The organism is Stenotrophomonas sp. AR029 (genome assembly GCF_047520695.2).
GTDB lineage: Bacteria > Pseudomonadota > Gammaproteobacteria > Xanthomonadales > Xanthomonadaceae > Stenotrophomonas > Stenotrophomonas sepilia.
The window spans coordinates 46,510-69,456 of the sequence record NZ_JAXBQQ020000006.1; the positions used below are offsets into that span (position 1 = coordinate 46,510).

Annotated in this window: 17 protein-coding genes and 1 riboswitch; of the genes, 7 read left to right on the forward strand and 10 right to left on the reverse strand. The window is 66.9% G+C overall.

The window, feature by feature from the left end; translation table 11 throughout:
• Positions 1-49 precede the first annotated feature (49 nt).
• From ACM0PB_RS16760 to ACM0PB_RS16770, 3 genes are all read right to left on the reverse strand, one after another.
• Complete coding sequence (locus ACM0PB_RS16760) at positions 50-1,300, reverse strand: DUF819 family protein (RefSeq protein WP_005418276.1); 1,251 nt, start codon at positions 1,298-1,300, stop codon at positions 50-52.
• A 120-nt stretch (positions 1,301-1,420) separates the two neighbouring features.
• Positions 1,421-2,707 (reverse strand): sensor histidine kinase, encoded by a 1,287-nt coding sequence (locus tag ACM0PB_RS16765; protein WP_005418277.1) that lies wholly within the window; start codon positions 2,705-2,707, stop codon positions 1,421-1,423.
• Positions 2,694-3,407: a response regulator transcription factor gene (locus tag ACM0PB_RS16770; RefSeq protein WP_005418278.1), complete on the reverse strand. Its 714-nt coding sequence runs from the start codon at positions 3,405-3,407 to the stop codon at positions 2,694-2,696. Before ACM0PB_RS16770 ends, ACM0PB_RS16765 begins: the two co-directional genes overlap by 14 nt.
• A 130-nt stretch (positions 3,408-3,537) precedes the next feature.
• On the opposite strand from ACM0PB_RS16770, the gene ACM0PB_RS16775 reads away from it, so the two are divergent.
• The 4 genes from ACM0PB_RS16775 to ACM0PB_RS16790 all read left to right on the forward strand — a co-directional run bounded on the left by ACM0PB_RS16775 (position 3,538) and on the right by ACM0PB_RS16790 (position 10,335).
• A complete protein-coding gene (locus ACM0PB_RS16775) occupies positions 3,538-5,241 on the forward strand; it encodes an ArnT family glycosyltransferase (protein ID WP_065179476.1) in 1,704 nt (567 codons plus the stop codon).
• Positions 5,242-5,353: 112 nt separating this feature from the next.
• A complete protein-coding gene (locus ACM0PB_RS16780) occupies positions 5,354-6,121 on the forward strand; it encodes a phosphatase PAP2 family protein (RefSeq protein ID WP_065185457.1) in 768 nt (255 codons plus the stop codon).
• Entirely contained in the window at positions 6,118-7,767 is a 1,650-nt protein-coding gene (locus ACM0PB_RS16785) for a phosphoethanolamine transferase (protein WP_164230486.1), read from the forward strand. The genes ACM0PB_RS16780 and ACM0PB_RS16785 overlap by 4 nt, the downstream gene beginning before the upstream one ends.
• 603 nt (positions 7,768-8,370) lie before the next feature.
• On the forward strand, positions 8,371-10,335 hold the full coding sequence (locus ACM0PB_RS16790; RefSeq protein ID WP_414604879.1) for a M2 family metallopeptidase: 1,965 nt from the start codon (positions 8,371-8,373) through the stop codon (positions 10,333-10,335).
• Positions 10,336-10,438: 103 nt separating this feature from the next.
• On the opposite strand, the gene ACM0PB_RS16795 is transcribed toward ACM0PB_RS16790, so the two are convergent.
• The 3 genes from ACM0PB_RS16795 to ACM0PB_RS16805 all read right to left on the reverse strand — a co-directional run bounded on the left by ACM0PB_RS16795 (position 10,439) and on the right by ACM0PB_RS16805 (position 13,167).
• Positions 10,439-10,831 carry a hypothetical protein gene (locus ACM0PB_RS16795; protein WP_005418286.1) on the reverse strand — a complete coding sequence of 131 codons (393 nt, stop codon included), beginning with the start codon at positions 10,829-10,831 and terminating at the stop codon, positions 10,439-10,441.
• Between the two features lie 68 nt (positions 10,832-10,899).
• Positions 10,900-11,796: a siderophore-interacting protein gene (locus ACM0PB_RS16800; RefSeq protein ID WP_139727493.1), complete on the reverse strand. Its 897-nt coding sequence runs from the start codon at positions 11,794-11,796 to the stop codon at positions 10,900-10,902.
• Positions 11,797-11,940: 144 nt separating this feature from the next.
• Positions 11,941-13,167, reverse strand: a complete 1,227-nt coding sequence (locus ACM0PB_RS16805; RefSeq protein WP_053500685.1) for a multidrug effflux MFS transporter — start codon at positions 13,165-13,167, stop codon at positions 11,941-11,943.
• Positions 13,168-13,466: 299 nt separating this feature from the next.
• Positions 13,467-13,569, forward strand: a riboswitch (glycine riboswitch).
• Positions 13,570-13,631: 62 nt separating this feature from the next.
• Here ACM0PB_RS16805 and gcvP point away from each other — a divergent pair.
• Positions 13,632-16,499: an aminomethyl-transferring glycine dehydrogenase gene (gene gcvP / locus ACM0PB_RS16810; RefSeq protein WP_005418289.1), complete on the forward strand. Its 2,868-nt coding sequence runs from the start codon at positions 13,632-13,634 to the stop codon at positions 16,497-16,499.
• 93 nt (positions 16,500-16,592) lie between these two features.
• Here the strand turns inward: gcvP and ACM0PB_RS16815 are convergent, their stop codons facing one another.
• The 3 genes from ACM0PB_RS16815 to ACM0PB_RS16825 form a co-directional block, all read right to left on the reverse strand.
• Positions 16,593-17,003: a VOC family protein gene (locus ACM0PB_RS16815; RefSeq protein WP_005418291.1), complete on the reverse strand. Its 411-nt coding sequence runs from the start codon at positions 17,001-17,003 to the stop codon at positions 16,593-16,595.
• 186 nt (positions 17,004-17,189) lie between these two features.
• Positions 17,190-18,557 (reverse strand): amino acid permease, encoded by a 1,368-nt coding sequence (locus ACM0PB_RS16820; protein ID WP_061478840.1) that lies wholly within the window; start codon positions 18,555-18,557, stop codon positions 17,190-17,192.
• Between the two features lie 82 nt (positions 18,558-18,639).
• Entirely contained in the window at positions 18,640-19,362 is a 723-nt protein-coding gene (locus tag ACM0PB_RS16825) for a helix-turn-helix transcriptional regulator (protein WP_005418296.1), read from the reverse strand.
• A gap of 114 nt (positions 19,363-19,476) precedes the next feature.
• On the opposite strand from ACM0PB_RS16825, the gene ACM0PB_RS16830 reads away from it, so the two are divergent.
• The gene (locus tag ACM0PB_RS16830) at positions 19,477-21,558 is read left to right on the forward strand and encodes a catalase (protein ID WP_164093582.1); all 2,082 of its coding nucleotides are present in this window, start codon (positions 19,477-19,479) and stop codon (positions 21,556-21,558) included.
• 22 nt (positions 21,559-21,580) lie between these two features.
• Positions 21,581-22,057 carry a hypothetical protein gene (locus ACM0PB_RS16835; RefSeq protein ID WP_065178228.1) on the forward strand — a complete coding sequence of 159 codons (477 nt, stop codon included), beginning with the start codon at positions 21,581-21,583 and terminating at the stop codon, positions 22,055-22,057.
• 9 nt (positions 22,058-22,066) lie between these two features.
• On the opposite strand, the gene ACM0PB_RS16840 is transcribed toward ACM0PB_RS16835, so the two are convergent.
• Positions 22,067-22,807: an alpha/beta fold hydrolase gene (locus tag ACM0PB_RS16840; protein ID WP_065178227.1), complete on the reverse strand. Its 741-nt coding sequence runs from the start codon at positions 22,805-22,807 to the stop codon at positions 22,067-22,069.
• Between the last annotated feature and the right edge of the window lie 140 nt (positions 22,808-22,947).

Here is a 22,947-nt window from a genome sequence, read left to right on the forward strand (position 1 = left end):
GGTTCGCGGCGCACGCCGCGAACCCGCAACAGGATCGTCCGGTCAGAACTCAGGCGCCGGCCATCCACTTCAGGATCAGGCCGGTGACATAAGCCAACCCGGTACCGGTGGCATAGCCCACCGTACCCAGCAGCACCCCCACCGGCGCCAGCGTCGGATGGAAGGCCGCGGCTACCACGGGTGCCGAGGCGGCCGCCCCGATGTTGCCCTGCGAACCTATCGCGAAGAAGAACAGCGGCGCGCGCAGCAGCTTGGCCACCACCCACAGCACCAGCACATGCGTGGCCATCCAGATCGCGCCGAGCAGGAACAGCCACGGCCGATCCAGCAGCGACAGCAGGTTCATCTGCATGCCGATGCAGGCGATCAGGAAGTACAGGAACACCGTGCCCAACCGCGAAGCGCCTGCGGCTTCCAGCCGGCGCGCACGGGTGAAGCTCAGGCCCAGCCCCATCGCCGTGGACAGCAGGATCACCCACACGAACTGGCTGTCCAGGCTGAACTGGCTGGCCCAGCTGACGTTGGCCTTGAACCAGCCCGACAGCGGTGCGGCGATGGCGTGGGCCAGGCCGACGCCACCCAGTGCCACGCCGACGATCACCATCAGGTCGGTCATGCTGGGAATGCGCGCGTTCTGTGCCTCGTAGGCGCTGATGCGTGCCTTCATCTCGTCGATGGCGCGCGTATCGGCCCCGTTGCGGGTGTCGATCTGCTGCGCGCGGTTGGCCAGGAACAGCAGGATCGCCATCCACAGGCTGGCGCAGGCCACGTCGACCACGGCGAACTGGCCGAAGGTGGTGGCATCGGTGCCGAACACCTCACGCATGGCGACCATGTTGGCGCCGCCACCGATCCAGCTGCCGGCCAGTGCGGCCATGCCGGCCCAGGTATCACCGGCCACCGTTTCCGGATGGATCAGCTTCATCAGCTGGAAGGAGACGATCGCACCGAGCATGATGCCAGCGGTACCGGCACAGAACACAAGCAACAGCTTCGGCCCCAGCTTGATGACGCCCTTGAGGTCGATCGACAGCGTCAGCAGGACCAGCGCGGCCGGCAGCAGCACGTCACGCGCGACCGGGTTGTACAGCGAGGTGTTGTGGCCATCGATGACACCGGCGGTGTTGTAGATGGCGGGGATGAAATAGCACAGCAGCAGTGCCGGCACCCAGGCGAAGATCTTCTTCAACAGCGGGGTCGGACCACTGGCGGCCCAGAAGATCAGGGCCAGGGTGGCGGCAATCAGGCCCAGTCCAACGATATCGTTGCTGATCAGGGCAGTAGCGGGTTCGGTCGGCATGGGATCCTCTGTCGATCGAAAGAGCGGGAAAAAAAAGCGCCGCATGAAGCGGCGCAGGTCGAGATTAACACTGTCTTCACGCCGGGTCATGCCGCAGCGCGAAGCAAGTCGGCCGTCCGATCAGGCGGGGCGCGAAGCGCCGAAGTCCAGGGTGACACGCGTCCCGCGCGGTTGGCAGGGCTGCAACTGCAGCGTCCAGCCCAGGTGCTCGCACAGCCGCGCGATCAGGTCCAGGCCGATGCCACTGCCTCGATCGGCACGCTCACCGCGGGCCATGCGCGCGTGGATCGCCGCGATCTCCTCCGGGCTCATCCCATGCCCGGGGTCCTGCAGCGTCAGTACCGCCGACGAACTCAGCTGCAGCTCGATATGGCCGCGGCCGCTGTTTTCGATGGCATTGCGCAGCAGGTTGCCGATCGCCGCCTGCACCACCGCCAGCGGCGCGACGATATCCACCGGCGCGGCCTGGATACCGATGCTCAGGTCCTTGTCGCCGAGCAGGTGTCGATGGTCGTCGACGATCTCCGGCAGCAGCTGGTCCAGTGCGATGCGCTCGGCACGCGCGGCCAGGCGCGCAGGATCACGCGCCAGCACCAGCAGCAGCTCGATCAGCTGCTCCACGCTCTGTGCCGTGCGCAGGACCCGCTGCATCTGCTGGCGGGCACGTTCGGGCAGGCCCGGTTGCTCCAGCGCCAGCTCGGCAGCACCGGTCATCACTGCGATCGGCGTGCGCAGTTCATGGCTGGCGGTACTGATGAAGACCCGCTCACGCTCGACGAACTGCTCGTTGCGGTCCAGGTAGTCGTTCAGCGCATCGGCGATGGTGTGCAGCTCGGAACTGCCGCGCGGGTCGACCTCGATGCGCTGGCCCTGAACGCCCGGCCGCAATGCGCCGATGTGCTGGGCCAGCAGGCTCAACGGGCGCACCATGCGTTCCATACCGAAGGACGCCATCAGCACGGTGACGAAGATCATGATCACCCCGGCCAGCATCACCCAGCGCGTGGCGAACTGCTCCAGGTCATGGAAGTCGGAGATGTCCAGCGCCAGCGCGACACGTCCCATCGACCGGGTCTCGCGCACCATCACCGCCGTCTCCCGGCCTTTGATCATCACGCCGTCGTGAAGGCCCGGATGCAGCGTACGCAGGCTGTCAGGCAGGTTGACTGCATCGAAGCGGTACAGGCTGAGCGTGTCCGAATCCTGCCAGCGATAGTGCGGCTCATGCTCGACGTGCTCGACGATGCTGTCCAGTTCGGAATTGAGCAGCGCGCGCCAGGCGGCATGTTCGGCGTGTTCGTGCACGTAGTTGCCGACGCTGAACACGGCGATCGACAGCAGGGCCAGGTAGCCCAGCAACCACCACACCACGCGCCGGTACAGCGGGCCCGGCCTACGCGCCTTCATCATCATCCTTGCCTGCACCGGCGGCCGCGGTCACCGCAAGGCGATAACCAACCCGCGGCAGGGTGTGGATCAGCTTGTCGGCAAACGGACCGTCGACGCTGCGGCGCAGCTCGTAGACATGCGAGCGCAGCAGGTCACCATCCGGTGGCTCATCGCCCCACAGGGCGAACTCCAGCTGTTGGCGGGTGACCGCACCGGGGCTGGCACGCATCAGCACCTCCAGCAGCTTGCGGCAGGCCGGGTACAGGTGGAGTACCTGCCCCCCCCGCTGGGCTTCGAGGGTCGCCAGGTCCAGCACCAGGTCGCCCACCTGCAGGCGCTTGCGCGGGTTTCGGCCCTGCGCACGCAGCAGCAGCGCCTCCAGCCGAACTTCCAGCTCGGGCAGGGCGAACGGCTTGGTCAGGTAGTCGTCGGCACCTGCGCGGAATCCGGTGATCTTGTCCGGCAGCTCGTCGCGCGCGGTCAGCATGATCACCGGCACCTCCGAAGCGTGCTCGGCGCGCAGGCGACGCAGCACCTCCGGCCCCTCCATGCGTGGCAGCATCCAGTCCAGGATCACCGCGTCGTAGGGGTGGCTGCCGGCCAGGTGCAGGCCGGTGATGCCGTCCGGGGCCACGTCGAGCACATGCCCGCGCGACTCGAAGTAGTCGAACAGGTTGGCCACCAGCTGGCGGTTGTCCTCGATCACCAACAGACGCATGCACGAAACATCCACGGAAGTTCGTACCATGGTAGCGCTGCGCATGTCGGAATGCGGTCGCCCCGGCCTCCTCTGACGCTTTTCCAACCCCCGCCACCTCAAAATGGCCGTTTTGCTCCCGGAGCCTGCCGTGCCCGTAGCCCTGCCCCGCCGTTGGCGCCTGCCCCTGTTGTGGCTGTTGATCGTTGCTGCGCTGGCAGCGGGGATCGGCCTTCGGCAGCCGCAGCCACCGGACGAGCCGCGCTTCGTGCTGGCGGCCCGCACCATGGTCGAAAGCGGGCAATGGCTGCTGCCGCACCGGGGCGTGGAGCTGTATGCGGAGAAGCCGCCGGTCTTCATGTGGCTGCAGGCGGCGGCCTACGAGATCGTCGGCAGCTGGCAGTGGTCGTTCCTGCTGCCGTCGCTGCTGGGCGCCCTGCTCAGCCTGTGGTTGGTGTCGGATCTGGCACGCCGACTGTGGTCACCGCGGCATTCCCTGTACGCCCTGGCGGCGCTGTTCTGCACCCTGCAGTTTGGCCTGATGGCCAAGCGCGCGCAGATCGACATGGTGCTGGTCGGCATGACCACGGTGGCCCTGTGGGGCTTGATGCGCCACCTGTGCGAACGCCGCAACCTGGCTGCCTTGTGGCTGGCGGGGTTCGCCGCTGGCCTCGGCACGGTGACCAAAGGCGTGGGTTTCCTGCCGCTGCTGATGGTCCTGCCGTGGTTCGGCTGGTGGCTGTACCAGCGTCGCCGCGGTCGCAGCGTGGACGGCCCCCACCCGGCAACGCTGCTGTGGCTGATCCCGGCCTTCCTGCTGGGCGTGTCGGTGTGGCTTGCCCCGCTGGGCTGGGCGCTGCTGCACACGCCCAGCGCCGAACTGCAGGCCTACGCGCATGAACTGTTGTTCAAGCAGACCGGTACCCGCTATGCCAACGCCTGGCACCATCGCCAACCGGCCTGGTACTACCTGCAGGTGATCCTGACCCTATGGCTGCCGGGCAGCCTGCTGCTGCCGCTGCTGTTCAAGCCGTGGTGGCGCCGCATCCGCCGGGGCGACCGCCGGCAGTGGCTGCTGCTGGGCTGGGCGCTGCTGGTGCTGGTGTTCTTCAGCGCCAGCCCGGGCAAGCGCGAGGTCTATGTGCTGCCGATGCTGCCTGCGATGGCACTGGCGGGTGCGCCGTTGTTGCCCGGCTTGCTGCGCCGGCTGTGCGTGCGCCGCTATCTGTTCGGCTACAGCGTGGTGCTGATGCTGGCCACCGGCGTGCTCGGCGTGATGCTGATGACCGAGCACCCGTGGGCCTTGGCGCAACTGGAGCGCCGGGCCATGCCCGATGCGCTGCTGCCGGTGCTGGGTGATGGCCTGCTGACCTTCGCCATCGCGCTGGCCACGCTGGTCGTCTGGTTGCGGGTGCGCCGCGCCACGACACTGGTGCTGTTGACCCACGGCATGCTGTGGATGCTCTACGGCCTGGTGCTGATTCCGGCACTGGATCCCTACGCATCGGCATCGGCGCTGATGCGCCGCGTCGGCGCACGGATCGGTCCGGACGCCGAACTGGCGCTGGTCGCCTGGCGCGAGCAGAACCTGCTGCAGGCTGACCGCCCGGTACGCGAGTTCGGCTTCAAGCGGCCCTGGGCCGAGCAGTGGCACGACGCCGGCCCGTGGGTGGCCGAGGCGCCGGACAAGCGCTGGCTGCTGGTGCTGGACGAGGCGATGAGCCCCTGCGTGGATCCGGCCAAGGTGATCGATATCGGTGTTGCCAACAGGAATCGTTGGCAACTGCTTCCCGGTACGGCCTGGGATCCGCAATGCCACGCCGAACGGGCCGGCTCGACCGCCGAAGAAGACTGAACGTTGACTCGTGCCGGGCAAGCATTAACCCGGCGCGAACGAGCGTCCGACCCTTCTCCGACATGCAGGTGACGAGCATGACTGCGGATTCCCGAACCCGCCTTCCCTCAGCATGCCCGTTCGTCCCCTTGATTCGATCGCGCCGCTTGCGACATCGCCACTGGCGTCAAGATTCGCCGTAACTCACTTTTGGCTGCCTGTCGCAATCGGTCTGCCCGTGTTTGCGCTGCTGATGGGGTTCGGCGGCGACCAGTGGGTGGCCGACCACCTGTTCCGTCTTGAGGGCGGCCATTGGGCATTGCAGGACGCCTGGATCACCCGCAGCGTCGTGCACAAGGCCGGTAAATGGTTGAGCACTGCGGCGGCGCTGGTCGTGCTCCTGCTGTGCTTCCATCACTGGCGTAAAGGACGCGATCACACCCTGCGGTGGGCGCTGCTTTATGTCGTACTTGCCCTGGCGCTGGGCACCGGCGTGATCTCCCTGCTGAAGTCGCTGGTGCCGATGGAATGCCCGTGGGATCTGCTCCGCTACGGTGGCCACCAGCCTTTCATCGGGCTTTTCACGGCGCGCCCCGCAGGCATGGCCGCGCAGGCCTGCTTCCCGGCGGGCCACGCCAGCGCGGGTTATGCATGGTTGTCCCTTTACTTTTTTGCCATGCTGTGGCGCCCTTCATGGCGCTGGGCCGGGTTGTGGATCGGTCTTGGCACCGGTCTGGTGTTCGGCATCAGCCAGCAGCTGCGCGGCGCGCACTTCCTCTCGCATGACGTCGCCACCGCATTGATCTGCTGGCTGCTTTCGCTCGGCCTGTATCTGATCGTCAAACGCGTCCTGACACGCCGTCAGCGGGACCGTCCCAACCGCCAGGAGGCAAACGCATGAGTGCATCGGTCCAATGGCCCGCTCGCCTCCCCGCCCTTGCGGGTCTGCGCCACTGGCGGCCGCAGCTGTCCACCGAAGCGCTGATCGCGCTGACCAGCCTGTTCTTCGCGGTAGCCGGGAATGGCCTGTTCTGGCACAGCGCGATGGCCAGCCATCCAGGCAGCCTGCGCTACGCGCTTTCGCTGCTGCTGTTGCTGCTGGGCGCTCACGGCGTGCTGCTGGGCATCCTGGTCTGGCGCTGGAACGCCAAGGTGGTGATCAGCCTGTTGCTGCTGGTGACCGCATTCGCCGCGCACTACATGAGCCGCTACCACATCTACCTGGATGCGGACATGCTGCGCAACGTGCTGGCGACCGACCCCAAGGAAAGCCGCGAGCTGATGACCGTGTCGCTGCTGTGGCCGGTACTGTTGCTGGCGGTGTTGCCGATGGCGGTGTTGTGGCGCGTGCAGCTGCGTCGCCGCAGCTGGGGCCGCAGCCTGTTGTGGCGACTGGGGTTCCTGGCGGTGGCCGCGGTGACCGCCGTCGGCGGCGCGTTGATCTCGTTCCAGGATGTTTCGGCACTGATGCGCAACCAGCGCGAAGTGCGTTACCTCGCCACCCCGGCCAACGTGCTGCTGGGCATGCCGCGTGCGCTGCGTGGCGAAAACCCGGTGCAGCGCGCACCGAAGCTGCCGATCGGCACCGACGCCAAGGCCACGCCACGCGCCCCGGCCAGCAAGCCGCGCCTGCTGGTGATCGTCATGGGCGAGACCGTCCGTGCGCAGAACTGGGGCCTCAACGGTGGCCGCAACACCACTCCGGAACTGGCACAGGCCAGCGTGATCAATTTCCCGGACATGCACTCATGCGGCACCAGCACGGAGGTCTCGCTGCCGTGCCTGTTCTCGCCGTGGGGCCGCCACGACTACGACGAGAAGAAGATCCGTGCGCACCAGTCGCTGCTGCACGTACTGAATCGCGCCGGCATCGCGCCGCTGTGGCGTGACAACCAGTCCGGCTGCAAGGGCGTGTGCGAGGGCCTGGACTTCCAGTCATTGTCCGACGCCACTACACCGGGCCTGTGCGCCGATGGCCGCTGCATGGACGAGATCCTGCTGCAGGACCTGGCCACCCAGGTGCGGGCCAAGCCCGGCGACCGGGTGGTGGTGCTGCACCAGCTGGGCAACCACGGCCCGGCCTACTTCGAGCGCTACCCGCCCGCCTTTGCCCGCTTCAAGCCAACCTGCGACACCCGTGACATCGGCCGTTGCTCGCGCGACGAGATCACCAACAGCTATGACAACGCGGTGTTGTACACCGATCATTTCCTGAGCAAGACCATTGGTACCCTGCAGGGCATGCAGGATTACGACACGGCGATGATCTACCTGTCCGACCATGGTGAATCGCTGGGCGAGAAGGGCCTGTTCCTGCATGGCGTGCCGTATGCGATCGCACCGGCCGAGCAGACCCGCGTACCGATGACGATGTGGTTCTCGCCGGGCTTCGCCAGCAGCCGTGGGTTGGATCTGCAGTGCGTGCGCAAGCGTTCGGCGGCGTATACCGACCACGACAACCTGTTCCCGTCGGTGCTGGGCCTGATGCAGGTGAAGACGGCGCTGTACGAGCGCGACCGCGACGTGTTCGCCAACTGCGAAGGTTGAGGGTTGTTCGGCAGGGCTTGCAGCCCTGCACCTGCAGGGGCAACGGCAACGGCCGAAGCAACAGCAGAAGCGGGTTTCCTGAGGGGTGGCGGGGTGGGTCCGGTTGCGGGGGACGCTGCAAGTACGTCCATGTAAGCTCGGTCGCCGCATCCATGCGGCTCACGCCCCCGCAACCGGACCCACCCCGCCTTCGACAGTTTTCCGCGATCTGTTGGAACGATCTTGGGGTCAGATCCGTTTTCCGGAGGAAAACGGATCTGACCCCATTTTGATTGTCGATACCTGACAGATGTGTCGACCAAGGTCGACACCTACCAACAGCCGCCACGATCTGTCAGACGTGGGGCGGTGTGGGCTTGCAGGACCGTTGGCGCCATGGATGGCGCCATCGAGCCCCCATGGATGGGTTTACGGCGTGTCCTGCAAGCCCACACCGCCGCGCCATCCCACGGATACCCCGCTGTTGCGGTTGCTTCGGCGGTTGCTGTTGCTTGTGCTCTGGCCTCTGCGGGTGCCGGGCGCCGCCCGGCTGACGTCCGCCACTTGCGGTGGCAGCGACGGCCCACTAGCCTTCGGCCGTCGTTCACCACCCAAGGACCGCCCGTGAAACACCGTCATCTCCTGCTGGCCTCGGCAATCGCCGCCGCCACGCTGGCCCTGGCCGCCTGCAAGAAGGAAGCTGCCCCAGGCACCGATACCGCCAGCAGCAGCGCTCCGGCCGGTGAAACCGCCGACCAGTTCGTGGCCCGCATCAATGCCGAATTCAAGGCCGCTTACCCGGAGATGACCTCGGCGCAGTGGCTGTCCTCCACCTACATCAACGGTGATTCGGAACGCATTGCGGCCAAAGCCAACGAGCGTTCGCTCACCCAGCTCAACAGCTGGATCGAACAGGCCGCCAAGTTCGACGGCAAGCCGATGAGCGAGGACAGCAAGCGCGCGATCCACCTGCTGAAGCTGATGTCGTCGATGCCGGCGCCGCGCGACCCGGCCAAGCTGGCCGAGCTGACCCAGATCGCCACCCGCATGGAAGGCAGCTACGGTGCCGGCAAGTACTGCACCGACGCCAACGATCCCAACTCCTGCCGCCAGCTGGGCGAGCTGGAACAGGTGCTGGCACGCAGCCGCGATTACGACAAGCAGCTCGACGCCTGGCAGGGCTGGCACAGCACCACCAAGAGCATGCGCGGCGACTACCAGAAGTTCGTCGGCCTGGTGAACGAAGGTGCCAAGGGCATGGGCTTCACCGACGCCGGCCAGATGTGGCGCAGCGGCTACGACATGCCGCCGGAGCAGATCGGCCCGGAAACCGATCGCCTGTGGGAACAGGTCAAGCCGATGTACGAGCAGCTGCACTGCTACGCACGCGGCAAGCTGGACAAGACCTACGGCAAGGACAAGGCCGAAGTGGGCAACGGCCTGATCGCCGCGCACCTGCTCGGCAACATGTGGCAGCAGGACTGGTCGAACCTGTGGGACCAGCTGGAACCCTACCCCGGCGCCGGCAGCCTGGACATCACCGCGGCACTGGAAAAGCAGTACCAGACCAACCTGAGCGCGGCGCTGGCCAAGGCCGGCAAGGACGCCAACGTGGCCGCCCAGTACAAGGCGCAGCGTGAGGCCGAACTGCGTACCGCCAAGCAGATGACCGAGCGCGCGCAGGGCTTCTACGTGTCGCTGGGCATGCCGTCGCTGCCTCAGTCCTATTGGGAAAAGACCCAGTTCATCAAGCCTGACGACCGCGACGTGGTCTGCCACGCCAGCGCCTGGGACATGAACATGGAAGGCGATGTGCGCACCAAGATGTGCATCAAGCCGAACGAAGAGAACTTCACCACCATCTACCACGAGCTGGGCCACATCTATTACGACCTGGCCTACAACCCGCTGCCGCCGCTGTTCCAGGGCGGTGCCAACGATGGCTTCCATGAGGCGATCGGCGACACCATCGTGCTGGCGATGACGCCCAAGTACCTCAGCTCGATCGGCCTGGTCGATGCACCGACCGAGAGCCGCGAAGCGGTCATCAACAACCAGATGCGCATGGCGCTGTCGGGCGTGTCGTTCCTGCCGTTCGGGCTGATGATCGACCGCTGGCGCTGGGGCGTGTTCGATGGTTCGATCACCGCCGACAACTACAACAAGGCGTGGTGGGACTTGAAGGCCAAGTACCAGGGCGTGGCCCCGGCCAGCACCCGTGGCGAAGAATTCTTCGATCCGGGCGCGAAGTACCACGTGCCGGGCAACACCCCGTACACCCGCTACTTCCTGGCCCGCATCCTGCAGTTCCAGTTCTACAAGGGCCTGTGCGATGCAGCCGGCTACAAGGGCCCGCTGCACGAGTGCACCTTCTACGGCAACAAGGAAGCCGGCCAGAAATACTGGGCGATGCTGAGCAAGGGTGCCAGCCAGCCGTGGCAGGCCACGCTGAAGGAGCTGACCGGCACCGACAAGCTCGATGCCGGCCCGATGATCGAGTACTTCACTCCGGTCAACGAGTGGCTGAAGCAGCAGAACGAAGGCCAGATGTGTGGCTGGCAGGCCAACGCCGCCCCGGCGGCGAAATGAGAAAAGGGGCGGGTCCGCAAGGATCCGCCCCTTTCTGTAGCGCCGGCCGCTGGCCGGCAGCTACGCGATGAAGACCCAGCGGCCGGCTTTTCCGGAATGCCTGTCAGCTGTCCTTCTTCGCCGCCATCGCCGCGGCCAGTTCCGCCTTGAATTCCTCGAAGGTCTGGCCCTTCTCTTTCGCTTCGGCGTGCGCGGCATCGCGCAGCGCATCGGAGTACATCAGGCGCACCGGCGTGCCGTTGCGCTCGTGCAGTTCACCGGCCTGCATGATCAGCGCCAGTACCTGTGCGGCGGAGTCACTGTGGCCGGCGATACGGCCGTCCATGCCCAGCACCCATTCGCCGTCGCGGCGCACGACACCGGCCAGCAGGGTGCGCTGCGCGTCGCGCAGTTCGGCATGCGGCTCCACCGGCGAGGCCTGGGCAGCGGCCTTGTTGGCGGCCTGCTTTTCCTGGCGACGGCGCTGGTCGCGGCGGGTCTTGGAGCTGGTGGACATGGTGCAATACCGCTGCGAGGGGGGCGCAAGGATAGCGCACCCCACCCGCCACGCCGCTTCACACCCCCTCAATCCAGCACTTTGCCGTGCCGCCAGTAGCCCATGAAGGTGATCGCGCGGCGGTCCAGCCCGCAGTCGCGGACCAGATGGCGACGGATCGCCATCACCGCCCCCGCCTCGCCTGCCACCCAGGCATACAGCGGCCCGGCCACGCTGGCATCGGCCTGTTCCCAGAGGATCTGCGCGTCAACGTCGATCTCTTCCAGTTCGTCGCCAGCGGCCACGCTCGAGGCGGCTGCCAGCCGCGCCTGCACCGCCTGCAACAGCGGCGCCCCGTACGCCGCGCGCCCGCGTGGCAGCCAGACCAGCTCGGCGGAAGCCGGTGCCTTCAGCGGCACCGCGTCGCCGGCCTGCGCCACTTCCAGCAAGGCCAGCGTACGCGGCGGATCCACCATGGCCGCCAGTTCCTCAAGAATGCCAGCCACCGCCGGTAACGCGGTTTCATCGGCCACCAGCAGCACCTGGCCGACGCCGGCCGGCGGCTTCCATTCCCAACCTTCACTGCTGTCGGCGCAGTCGGCATCGGGAGCCAGCAACACCACACGGTCGCCGGGGCGTGCATGGATGGCCCAGCGTGAGGCCGGCCCGGTCTCGCCATGCAGCACGAAATCAACATCGACCTCGCCCAGCTCTGCACGCAGCTGGCGGATGGTGTAGGTGCGCATCGGCGGGCGCTGATCGTCCGGCAGCGCCCGGTAGCGCGGATACCAGTCCTCGCCGCAGGGCACCTGCGGCAGGTCCTGGCCAGGCAAGGGGAAGAACACCTTGATGCGCTGGTCCGGGCCTTCGGTCTTCATCCGCGCCACGTCGGCGCCGGTGAACACCATGCGATCCAGGGAAGGGGAAAGAACGCGGCGCTCCTTCAGCGCCACCTCGAACAGGCGGTAGGTCTGCTGCGCAGCCATTTCGGGGAAACCTCATGCAACGACATCGGATCGGCTGGCTGTCGTGCATCCACGCACCGGCTGGCTGGAGTGCCCAGCCTAGTCCGGCCGTTCCCTGCCGCAAGTGTTTCGGGCATCGTGGCCCGCCCTACCCCTGCGCGCTGCTCAGTGACCCGTGCAGGCTGCCTGCGCCGCACGCTCGCGCTGGTGTTCCCAGTACCAGAACACGAAACCGGCGCCGAAGAACGCCGCCTGGCCCAGTGCCAGGTGCAGCGGGCTACCGCTCAGCAGTGGTGACACCACGCCGGCCACCACGGTGCTGATCATCAGCTGCACAAAGGCCTGCAGCGACGAGGCCAGGCCGCGCTGATGCGGGTACATGTCCAGTACCGCCAGCGCCAGGATCGGGAAGATCAGCGCCATGCCCATGCCCCCCAGGAAGATCGGCAGTACCGCCCATGGCAGTACGAACTGTGGCGACAGCACCACGTAGCCAACGTTCAACAGCACCGACAATGCGCACAGGCCGAAACCAATGGAGACCTGGCGGGTGGGCGTGGTGTGCCCGGCCATGCGCCCGGACAGGAATGAGCCGGTGGTCATGCCGCCGATGGTCGGGATGAACAACCAGGCAAACCCGCCCTCGCCCAGGTGCAGGTGCTGCATCACGAACACCGGCGCCGAGGAGATGTACAGGAAGATTCCACCAAAGCCGATGCTGCCGGCCAGCGCCAGGCGCAGGAAGCGTGGATTGAAACCGATGCGCACGTAATCACGCATCAACGCGCGCGGTGACAACGGCACGCGCGCTTCGACCGGATGGGTCTCGGGCAGGTAGCGTGCAGTGGCCGCCAGCAGGACCAGCCCGAACACCACCAGGAACCAGAAGATCAGCGGCCATCCCGCGCCACTGAGCAGGATCCAGCCACCGATGATCGGCGCGATGGCCGGGGCGATGCCGAACAGCATGGACACCTGGCTCATCAGCCGCTGCGCGTCATGGCCGTGGTACAGGTCGCGGATCACCGCGCGGCCGACGATCATGCCGACACCCGCCGACAGGCCCTGCAGGGCGCGGAAGGCCAGCAGTGTGGTCAGGTCGGTGGACAGTGCGCAGCCCACCGAGGCGCCGACGAACACCACCAGTCCACCGAGGATCACCCGCTTGCGGCCCCAGGCGTCGGACAGCGGGCCGTGCGCCAGGCTCATCAGGCCGTAGAACAGCAGGTACACGCTGATGGTCTGCTGCACCGCCACCTCGTCCACCGCCAGGCGCCGGGCCAGTTGCGGGAAGGCCGGGAAGATGGTGTCGATCGAGAACGGGCCGAACATGGCCAGGCCGGCAAGCAGCAGGGCCATGCGGCGGGTGGAGGGAGCAACAGCGGCGGTCATGGGAAAGGCGTCCGGCAGGGCCATGCGTGGCACGCACGGCGGGCGCCGGTCCCCGTCTGCAGGGAGGGCGCCAGATGAATTCAGGTATCTGGCCATCATAGGTGGGGATTGCGCCTGATGCCATGCAGCGATGCACAAAACGCACGTCCGGGCCATCGGCCATTCAGGCGCAGCGGCCAGGCCCGTAGACGGCCAGCGGGCCCGCAACGGGCTATAATCGGCGGGCAACACGGTGGGAGAAGCGGAACACCGCTGCCGAAGGCGCAACGCCCGTAATCGCTCAGGCCCGATACCACCCGTAACAGAACTCTGGAGAGACCGGTTCGATCCGGCGCCGAAGGGGCACGAAGCTGCGGTCCGCCGCGCTTTTAAACTCTCAGGCAAAAGGACAGAGGGGCGCCCCGCAGACCGCCGACCGGCGGCTTGTGCCCGTGCGTGTGCCCTTTCCTGACGGATCCTTCGCCATGTCCCAGAACACCCCTTCCCTGCGTGAGCTCGAGCACCACAATGCGTTCGTCGAGCGCCACATCGGCCCCAACGATGCCGAGATCGCGCAGATGCTCGACGTCGTCGGCCACGCGTCGCTGGATGCGATGACCGATGCCATCGTGCCGGCCAAGATCAAGTCGCCGGCGCCGCTGGCGCTGCCGGAGTCGATGACCGAAGTGCAGGCACTGGCGAAGATCCGCGCGATCGCCGACAAGAACACCGTGCTGCGCAGCTTCATCGGCCAGGGCTACTACGGTACCCACACCCCGAACGTGATCCTGCGCAACATCCTGGAAAACCCGGCCTGGTACACCGCCTACACCCCGTACCAGGCCGAGATCTCGCAGGGCCGCATGGAAGCGCTGATCAACTTCCAGACCCTGTGCGCCGACCTGACCGGCATGGAGATCGCCAACGCCTCGCTGCTGGACGAAGCCACCGCCGCCGCTGAAGCGATGACCCTGGCCAAGCGTTCGGCCAAGTCGAAGTCGGACACCTTCTTCGTGCACGACGCCGTGCACCCGCAGACCCTGGAACTGCTGCGTACCCGCGCAGAACCGATGGGCATCGTGCTGCGCGTCGGCACCCCGGCCGAAGCACTGGAAGCGGAAGCCTTCGGCCTGCTGCTGCAGTACCCGGACACCTTCGGCCAGGTCGGCGACTACAAGGCGCTGGTCGAGGCCGTGCATGCACGCGGCGGCCTGGTGGCCGTGGCCACCGACCTGCTGGCGCTGACCCTGCTGGCCGCTCCCGGCGAATGGGGCGCGGACATCGTGGTCGGCAACAGCCAGCGTTTCGGCGTGCCGTTCGGCTTCGGCGGCCCGCACGCCGCGTTCATGGCCTGCCGTGACGCCTACAAGCGCTCGATGCCGGGCCGCCTGATCGGTGTCTCCATCGATGCCCAGGGCAACCCGGCCTATCGCCTGACCCTGCAGACCCGCGAGCAGCACATCCGCCGCGAGAAGGCGACGTCGAACATCTGTACCGCACAGGTGCTGCTGGCGGTGATGGCCTCGATGTATGCGGTCTACCACGGCCCGGAAGGCCTGACCCGCATCGCCCGGCGCACCCACCGCCTGGCCTCGATCCTGGCTGCGGCACTGCGCAACGCCGGCGTGCAGGTCGGTGGCGACTTCTTCGACACCCTGCACATCACCGGCGTGCATGCCGATGAGATCCACGCCAAGGCACGCGCCGCCGGCTACAACCTTCGCGCGATCGACAGCGACTCGGTCGGCATCAGCCTGGACGAGACCGCCACCCGCGCCGACGTGGTCGCGCTGGCCGCCGTGTTCGGCGCGCAGGCTGACGTCGAGGCGCTGGACGCCAGCACCGCCGACGCGCTGCCGGCGGGCCTGCTGCGCCAGTCCGCGTTCCTGACCCACCCGGTGTTCAACACCCACCACAGCGAGCACGAACTGCTGCGCTACCTGCGTTCGCTAGCCGACAAGGACCTGGCGATGGACCGCACGATGATCCCGCTGGGTTCGTGCACCATGAAGCTCAACGCCACCGCCGAGATGATCCCGGTGACCTGGCCGGAGTTCTCGCAGATCCACCCGCTGGTGCCGGCCGACCAGGCGCTGGGCTACAAGGAACTGATCGACACGCTGGAAGCGATGCTGGTCGAATGCACCGGCTACGACGCGGTCAGCCTGCAGCCGAACTCCGGCGCGCAGGGCGAGTACGCCGGCCTGCTGGCGATCCGCGCCTACCACCGCTCGCGCGGCGAAGGCCACCGCGACATCTGCCTGATCCCGGACTCGGCGCACGGCACCAACCCGGCCTCGGCGCAGATGTGCGGCATGAAGGTCGTGGTGACCAAGACCGATGCCAACGGCAACGTCGACGTCGAGGACATCCGCCTCAACGCCGAGAAGTACAGCGACCGCCTGGCCGCGATCATGATGACCTACCCGTCCACGCACGGCGTGTTCGAGGAAGAGGTGGTCGAGATCTGCGAGATCATCCACAAGCACGGCGGCCAGGTGTACACCGACGGCGCCAACATGAACGCCCTGGTCGGCGTGGCCAAGCCGGGCAAGTGGGGTTCGGACGTTTCGCACCTGAACCTGCACAAGACCTTCTGCATCCCGCACGGCGGTGGTGGCCCGGGCGTGGGCCCGTGCGCGGTCAAGGAGCACCTGGCCCCGTTCCTGCCGGGCAAGCTGGGTGACAACGGCCCGGTCGGCATGGTCAGCGCGGCCAGCTTCGGCAGTGCTTCGATCCTGCCGATCAGCTGGATGTACATCGCGATGATGGGCCGCGAAGGCCTGCGCAAGGCCACCCAGGTCGCGCAGCTCAACGCCAACTACATCGCCAAGCGCCTGGCTCCGCACTTCAAGACCCTGTACACCGGCCGTAACGGCCTGGTGGCGCACGAGTGCATCCTGGACGTGCGCCCGCTGGAGAAGACCAGCGGCATCGGCGCCGAGGACGTCGCCAAGCGCCTGATCGACTTCGGCTTCCACGCCCCGACCCTGAGCTTCCCGGTCGCGGGCACGCTGATGGTCGAACCGACCGAGAGCGAGTCGCTGCACGAGCTGGATCGCTTCATCAACGCGATGATCCAGATCCGAGAGGAAATCAGCGCGATCGAAGACGGCCGCCTGGACCGCGAGGACAACCCGCTGAAGAACGCGCCGCACACCGCCACCGCGGTGACCGCCAGCGAGTGGACCCACGCCTACCCGCGTGAACTGGCCGCCTTCCCGCTGGCCAGCCTGAAGCAGAGCAAGTACTGGCCGCCGGTGGCACGCGTCGACAACGTGTACGGTGACAAGAACGTGATGTGCGCCTGCATCCCGGTCGATGCCTACAAGGATGATGAAGTCGAGGCTTGATTCCTCACTGCATCGATAAAGAAAAACGGCCCGCGCAAGCGGGCCGTTTTCATGAGGGCGTGTGAACCAGGGTCCACACCCACAGTTACCCGATCACGGGTCCGGCATCTGTCCCAGGCTCAACTGCCACGATACGCCGAAGCGGTCCTGCACCCAGCCATAGCGGTTGCTGAAGTCGTAATCACCCACCGGCATCAACCAATGGCCGCCCTCGCCCAGCACGCGTGCCGCACGCTCGAACTGCTCGGCACCGGAGCACTCGACGAACAGCGAGATCGACGGGCTGAAGGTGAAGTCGTGCACATCCAGGCTGTCGAAGCACAGGTAATGGGTGCCACCGAGCAGGAAGATCGCCTGGCGGACCTGGCCGGGCACGCCGGCGCCGGCCCCCTCGGGGTGGCGTTGCAGGGCCAGCAGGCGGAAATCGGCGAAGGCTTCGGCGTACAGGGCCAGGGCGGCCTCGGCCTGGCCGGTGAACATCAGGAAGGGACGGCTGCGCAGCATGCGGTACTCCTGGTCGACGGGCCGCTGGCGGCCCACACGATCAGGATGGCACGGCGGATGTATGCCGGCTGTAGAGCCGAGCCCGCGCTCGGCTGGCGACTACGCGAACAGCAGCCGACCACAGGGTCGGCTCTACAGAAACTACAGCAACCGCAGCCGACCGTAGGGTCGGCTCTACAGCTTCAGTCACGCCTCGCGCATGCGCCGGGCGATGGCGCTGCCGGCGGCGATGGTGGCGGTCAGCGCCACCATCGACAGGAACTGCAGGCGGGTGTGCGCCTCGCTCAGCAGCAGGCCGAAGATCAGCGCCAGGATCGCCAGCGCGCAGCAGGTCAGCCACGGGAAACCGGCCATGCGGAATGGCAGCCGGGTACCCAGGCGATCGGCGCGGCGGCGCAGCACCAGCTGCGAAACCAGCGACAGCGTCCACACCAGCAGGCAGGTGGAACCGACGATGTTCAGCAGCACCGGCAGCACCCGGTCCGGGAACAGCAGCTCCATCACCGTGGCCGCAAAGCCGAACAGCACGCTGGCCAGCACGGCGATGACCGGCACCTGCCGCGGATCGGTCCAGCCCAGCACGGCCGGCGCTTCGCGGCGCTGCGCCAGCGAATACATCATGCGCGAGGCGCCGTAGAGGTTGGCATTGAGTGCCGACAGCAGCGCGATCACCGCGATCAGGGTGATGGCGGTGCCTGCGCCCGGAATGCGCGCAATGTCCAGCACGGCGGCGAAGGGCGACTTCAGTGCTTCGCTGGTCCACGGCACCACGGCGATGATCACGCTCAGCGAGCCGATGTAGAACACCAGGATGCGCCAGGCCACGGTACGAATGGCACGGGCGATGCTGCGTTCGGGATCTTCGGTTTCGGCCGCCGCAACGGCGACGATTTCGGTGCCGCCGAAGGCAAAAACGACAACCAGCAGCGCCGCACCGATCCCGGCCAGGCCCTTCGGTGCGAAACCGCCGTGTCCGGTGAAGTTGCTCAGGCCAGGTGAGGTGACCTGCGGCAGCCAGCCCATCAGCAGTGCCACGCCGATGGCAATGAAGGCCAGGATCGCCGCCACTTTCAGGATGGCGAACCAGAATTCGAACTCGCCGAAGTTCTTCACCCCGAGCAGGTTGATCGCAGTGAAGAACAGCATGAAGGCCAACGCAGCCATCGGCACCGGCACCACCGGCCAGACCGTGGCAAGCAACCCGGCCGCACCGACCGCCTCGGCGGCGATCACGATCACCAGCTGCACCCACCACAACCAGCCGACCGTGGCGCCAGCGGTGGCGCCCATGGCATCGGCGGCGTACACCGAGAACGCGCCGCTGGTCGGTTTGGCCGCCGCCATCTCGCCCAGTGCGTTCATCACGATGATCACCAGCGCGCCAGCGACCAGATACGAGACCAGAACGGCCGGACCGGCCGCCTGCACACCCACGCCCGAGCCGAGGAACAGGCCGGCGCCGATGGCACTGCCCAGGCCCATCATGATCAGCTGGCGGGGCTTGAGCGAATGTCCGAGGCGGGACGGCGAAGCGGTCGGAATCGAATTGGGCATCGGCGGGGCTGGCGGCGGGCTACAGGGGCGACACCTTACCCTGTCCCAGGCCCGCGGGGATAGGCACAGCGCAGCAGGGGGCTCAGGCCAGTGCGGGCTCGCCGACGTTGCCGCCGATCCGGGCGCGATAGGCGCGCGGCGAGAAACCGGTTTCAGCCTTGAACTTGCGGGTGAAGGCGCTCTGGTCGCTGAAACCGCAGGCCTGGCCGATGCAGGCAATGCTGTCGTCGCCATGCAACAGGTGCATGGCCATCTGGATCCGCAGCCGGGTCAGCACCTGCTGCGGGGTCATCTGGAACACCTTGCGGAAACTGCGCTCCAGCTTGGACAGCGAGAAGCCGGTGATGTCCAGCAGGGTCTGCATGCGCACGTTCTCGGCGTAGTGCGCGTTGAGGTGGGCCAGGGCCAGCCGCAGCTGCTCGTACTGGGCGCCCAGGCTGTCCTTCTGGCCCAGGTCGCGGGAAATGCCGATCAGGCCCTCGATGGCGCCATCGACCAGCAACGGGCGCTTGCAGGTCAGGCACCAGCCCGGTTCGCGGTTGGCGAACAGGTGCAGCTCCATCAGGTTCTCGATCACCTCGCCGGACAGCACGCGGGCGTCCTGGTCGACATAGTCCGCGCTGAGGCCGGTCGGGTAGATCTCGGCCGCTGTGCGCCCGATCACGTCCTTGCGTGCGCGCAGGCCCAGCCGTCGCAGCATGGTCTGGTTGACGTGGGTATACCGCCCCTGGCGGTCCTTGATGAAGAACAGCACATCCGGGATGGCGTCGAACAGGGCTTCGATGTCGGCGGGCTCGACTCGCATGGGGCAAGCATACCCGAGCCTGCTTTTGCCCGTACGTTCACCTTTGCCGGACCTGGGTTTAACGGGTTCGGTTCCAGTGTCGTGGTTCCCTTGATGATCCGGAGCCTCCCCCCCATGGCCGCCAGCAAGCCGACCGGCAAGCGCGCAACCGAAAACCACCCCCGCGGCAACGGCGATGAACTGCACCCGCGCGCCGGCGGCAGCCACCCGGCGATGACCACCGATCAGGGCATCCCGGTGGCAGACAACCAGAACTCCCTGCGGCAGGGACCTCGAGGACCCACGCTGCTGGAAGACTTCATCCTTCGCGAGAAGATCACCCACTTCGATCACGAACGCATTCCCGAGCGCATCGTGCACGCACGTGGCAGCGCGGCACATGGCTACTTCGAGTTGACCCGGTCTCTGGCCGCCCACACCCGGGCGCGCATCCTGACCGAGGTAGGCGTGAAGACGCCCGTGTTCACCCGCTTCTCGACCGTGGCCGGTGGCGCAGGGTCGGTGGACACTCCGCGCGACGTGCGCGGCTTCGCGGTCAAGTTCTATACCAAGGAAGGCAACTGGGATCTGGTCGGCAACAACATCCCGGTCTTCTTCATCCAGGACGCCATGAAATTCCCGGACCTGGTGCATGCGGTGAAGATGGAACCAGACCGTGCGTTCCCGCAGGCGGCTTCGGCCCATGACACCTTCTGGGACTTCATTTCGCTGATGCCCGAGTCGATGCACATGATCATGTGGGCGATGAGCGACCGCGCCATTCCGCGTTCGCTGCGCATGATCGAAGGCTTCGGGGTGCACAGCTTCCGCCTGCTGAACGAGGCGGGCGAGTCGACCTTCGTCAAGTTCCATTGGCGGCCAAAGCTGGGCATCCAGTCAACGGTCTGGGACGAAGCGTTGAAACTGCAATCGGCTGACAATGACTTCCATCGCCGCGACCTGTTCGAGGCCATCCAGCGCGGTGATTTCCCCGAGTGGGAACTGGCGGTACAGCTGTTCACGGAAGAGGAGGCCGAGGCATTTCCGTTCGACCACCTGGACCCGACCAAGATCATTCCCGAATCGCTTGTGCCGTTGCAGGTGATCGGGCGCATGGTGCTGGACCGCTGGCCCGACAACTTCTTCGCCGAGACCGAACAGGTGGCGTTCTGCCCGGCCAACGTGCCGCCGGGCATCGATTTCAGCAACGATCCGCTGCTGCAGGGCCGCCTGTTCTCCTACCTGGACACCCAGCTGCTGCGCCTTGGCGGCCCGAACTTCCACCAGATCCCGGTGAATGCTCCGAAGTGCCCGTTTGCCAATCATCAGCGCGATGGCCACATGCAGATGCAGGTGCCCAAGGGCCGCGTGGCCTACGATCCCAGCTCGCTGCAGGACGACACCCCGCGCGAGACACCGGCCGGTTTCCGCAGCCATGCCAGCGCCGACGATGGCCGCAAGGGCCGCACGCGTGCGGAGAGTTTCGCCGACCACTACAGCCAGGCCCGGATGTTCTTCCGCAGCCTTGAAAAGCCGGAGCAGGCGCACCTGGCATCGGCGCTGGTATTCGAGTTGTCCAAGGTGGAAACGCTGAAGGTGCGGGTGCGCACCGTCAGCCACCTGCGCAACATCGACGAATCGCTGGCCCGGCGCGTGGCCGATGGTCTGGCGTTGCCTGCACTGCCCGACGCGGCGCCGACTGCTACCCCGGTGCGGGACATGCCCCCCGCTCCCGAGGTGCGCGTGATCGGGCGCAACAAGCCCATCCTGCAGGGTCGCTGCATCGGCGTCCTGTTCGATGAGGGCTCCGATGCCCGCGTGATCGCCAGCCTGAGCAAGGCCGCTCGGAAGGCAGGTGCGGAGGTGAAGCTGGTGGCACCAAAAGTGGGAGGCGCCACGCTGAGCGATGGGGCGATGCAGGCGGCGGATGGGCAACTGGCGGGCACGCCATCGGCTGTGTTCGATGCGGTGGCCGTGGTGCTCAGCCCGGAAGCCGCGAAGGCCTTGTCGAAAGAGAGTGCAGCCGTCGAATTCGTCAGCCAGGCGTGGGCGCACCTGAAGGCCATCGCCAGCGACGCAGGCGGCCAGACGCTGCTGAAGGCGGCGCGGGTCGGCAACGATGCCGGCATCGTCGAAGCGGAAGACGCCAAGGCTTTCCTGGCAGTCGCCGCCACCCGCCAGTGGGCGCGTGAGCCCAAGCTGCGCCTGCTGGCCTGACCACTACAACAGGAGAACCGTCATGCCCCGTGGTGACAAATCCGCATATACCGGGAAACAGAAGCGCCAGGCCGAGCACATCGAGGACAGCGAGCGCGAGCGCGGCGCAAGTGAAGGGACTGCCGAGCGCATCGCCTGGGCCACCGTGAACAAGCAGGACGGTGGCGGCAAACGTAGCGGCAGCGCACGCAAGGGTACGAAGAAGGCGGCGAGCAAGAAGGCGGCCAGCAAGGCGCCTGCCAGGAAGTCAGCCGCAAAGAAGGCCACGACCAAGGCGACGGCCGCGAAGAAGGCGCCTGCGAAGAAGGCGGCGGCAAAGAAGGCACCGGCTCGTAAGACCGCCGCCAAGAAGGCCGCAAAGAAGACAGCGGTCAAGAAGGCCGGTACAGCCGCCTCGCGCAGTGCTGCAGCGAAGAAGGCGGCCAAGACCCGTGCGGCGAAGAAGACCGTGCGCAAGGTGGCGGCCAGGAAAGCGGCACGTACCCGCGCCCGCAGCTGAGCGCATCGTTCAACGCGGCAACGTCCTCATCCACGCGGCCACTTCGGCTGCAGCTGCGTCGGCACGCGCCTGCAGCAGCAGATGTGGCCCCTCCAACGACACATGGCGGGCATCGGGCAACAGGGCCTGCAGCTCGGCCACGCTGGGCGGCCACAGCAGGCGGTCGTGGCACGCGTGCAGGCACAGCGTCGGCACCTGGATCGCTGGCAGCAATGCACGCACGTCGACCCGCAGGGTTGCTGCGGCGCGTTGCCGCAACGTGCTCGTCGGAGTCCTGGCCAACGCATCGCGCAGCATCGACGTGTGCCCGCGGGTGTACCACGGCCCCAGCAACAGGCGCGCCAGCAATGCCACGGGAGGCAGCGGCCAGGCCGGCGACAGCAGGGCTGCGCTGGCTGCCGGCAGTGGCACCGGCCGACGCGCAAAGGTCGCTGCAAGCACCAGTCCGCGCAGCCCGGTGGGATGGCGCGTGGCCAGTTCAACAGCCAACGGGCCCGAGAAAGACTCGGCGAGCAGGATGAAGGGACGACTGGGCAGCTGCGACCACAGCCGTTGGGCAAGCGTGGCGTGATCCTGCGGTCCCTGCGCGGGCAGCGTGATCGCCTGCGTTGTCAGACCGTAAGCCTGGAGTGCCGACAGGAACGGGGGCGACAGCCTGCTGGAGCCATCCAGACCGGGCAGCATCAGCACGTGCTGCGGCGCGGCCGATGCAGGGAAACAGATCGGCGTTTCCTCGCTCCCGATTCCCATGCCACCTCCTTTGCTGGCAAGCATCACCCACATCGGCAGGCAACGGAACCCCTGCTCCGGCTGTCCTGCTGCTTTGCCGGCCAATGTTGGGCAATACTACCCGCTCTGCCGCGGGACGCGGCTACCCGGGAGAGCCGTTG

Coding starts and splice junctions, on each gene's coding strand:
- ACM0PB_RS16760 (WP_005418276.1), bottom strand. CDS start 1,300: ATGCCGACCGAACCCGCTACTGCCCTGATCAGCAACGATATCGTTGGA.
- ACM0PB_RS16765 (WP_005418277.1), bottom strand. CDS start 2,707: ATGAAGGCGCGTAGGCCGGGCCCGCTGTACCGGCGCGTGGTGTGGTGG.
- ACM0PB_RS16770 (WP_005418278.1), bottom strand. CDS start 3,407: ATGCGTCTGTTGGTGATCGAGGACAACCGCCAGCTGGTGGCCAACCTG.
- ACM0PB_RS16780 (WP_065185457.1), top strand. CDS start 5,354: ATGCCCGTTCGTCCCCTTGATTCGATCGCGCCGCTTGCGACATCGCCA.
- ACM0PB_RS16785 (WP_164230486.1), top strand. CDS start 6,118: ATGAGTGCATCGGTCCAATGGCCCGCTCGCCTCCCCGCCCTTGCGGGT.
- ACM0PB_RS16795 (WP_005418286.1), bottom strand. CDS start 10,831: ATGTCCACCAGCTCCAAGACCCGCCGCGACCAGCGCCGTCGCCAGGAA.
- ACM0PB_RS16800 (WP_139727493.1), bottom strand. CDS start 11,796: ATGGCTGCGCAGCAGACCTACCGCCTGTTCGAGGTGGCGCTGAAGGAG.
- ACM0PB_RS16805 (WP_053500685.1), bottom strand. CDS start 13,167: ATGACCGCCGCTGTTGCTCCCTCCACCCGCCGCATGGCCCTGCTGCTT.
- gcvP (WP_005418289.1), top strand. CDS start 13,632: ATGTCCCAGAACACCCCTTCCCTGCGTGAGCTCGAGCACCACAATGCG.
- ACM0PB_RS16815 (WP_005418291.1), bottom strand. CDS start 17,003: ATGCTGCGCAGCCGTCCCTTCCTGATGTTCACCGGCCAGGCCGAGGCC.
- ACM0PB_RS16820 (WP_061478840.1), bottom strand. CDS start 18,557: ATGCCCAATTCGATTCCGACCGCTTCGCCGTCCCGCCTCGGACATTCG.
- ACM0PB_RS16825 (WP_005418296.1), bottom strand. CDS start 19,362: ATGCGAGTCGAGCCCGCCGACATCGAAGCCCTGTTCGACGCCATCCCG.
- ACM0PB_RS16830 (WP_164093582.1), top strand. CDS start 19,477: ATGGCCGCCAGCAAGCCGACCGGCAAGCGCGCAACCGAAAACCACCCC.
- ACM0PB_RS16835 (WP_065178228.1), top strand. CDS start 21,581: ATGCCCCGTGGTGACAAATCCGCATATACCGGGAAACAGAAGCGCCAG.
- ACM0PB_RS16840 (WP_065178227.1), bottom strand. CDS start 22,807: ATGGGAATCGGGAGCGAGGAAACGCCGATCTGTTTCCCTGCATCGGCC.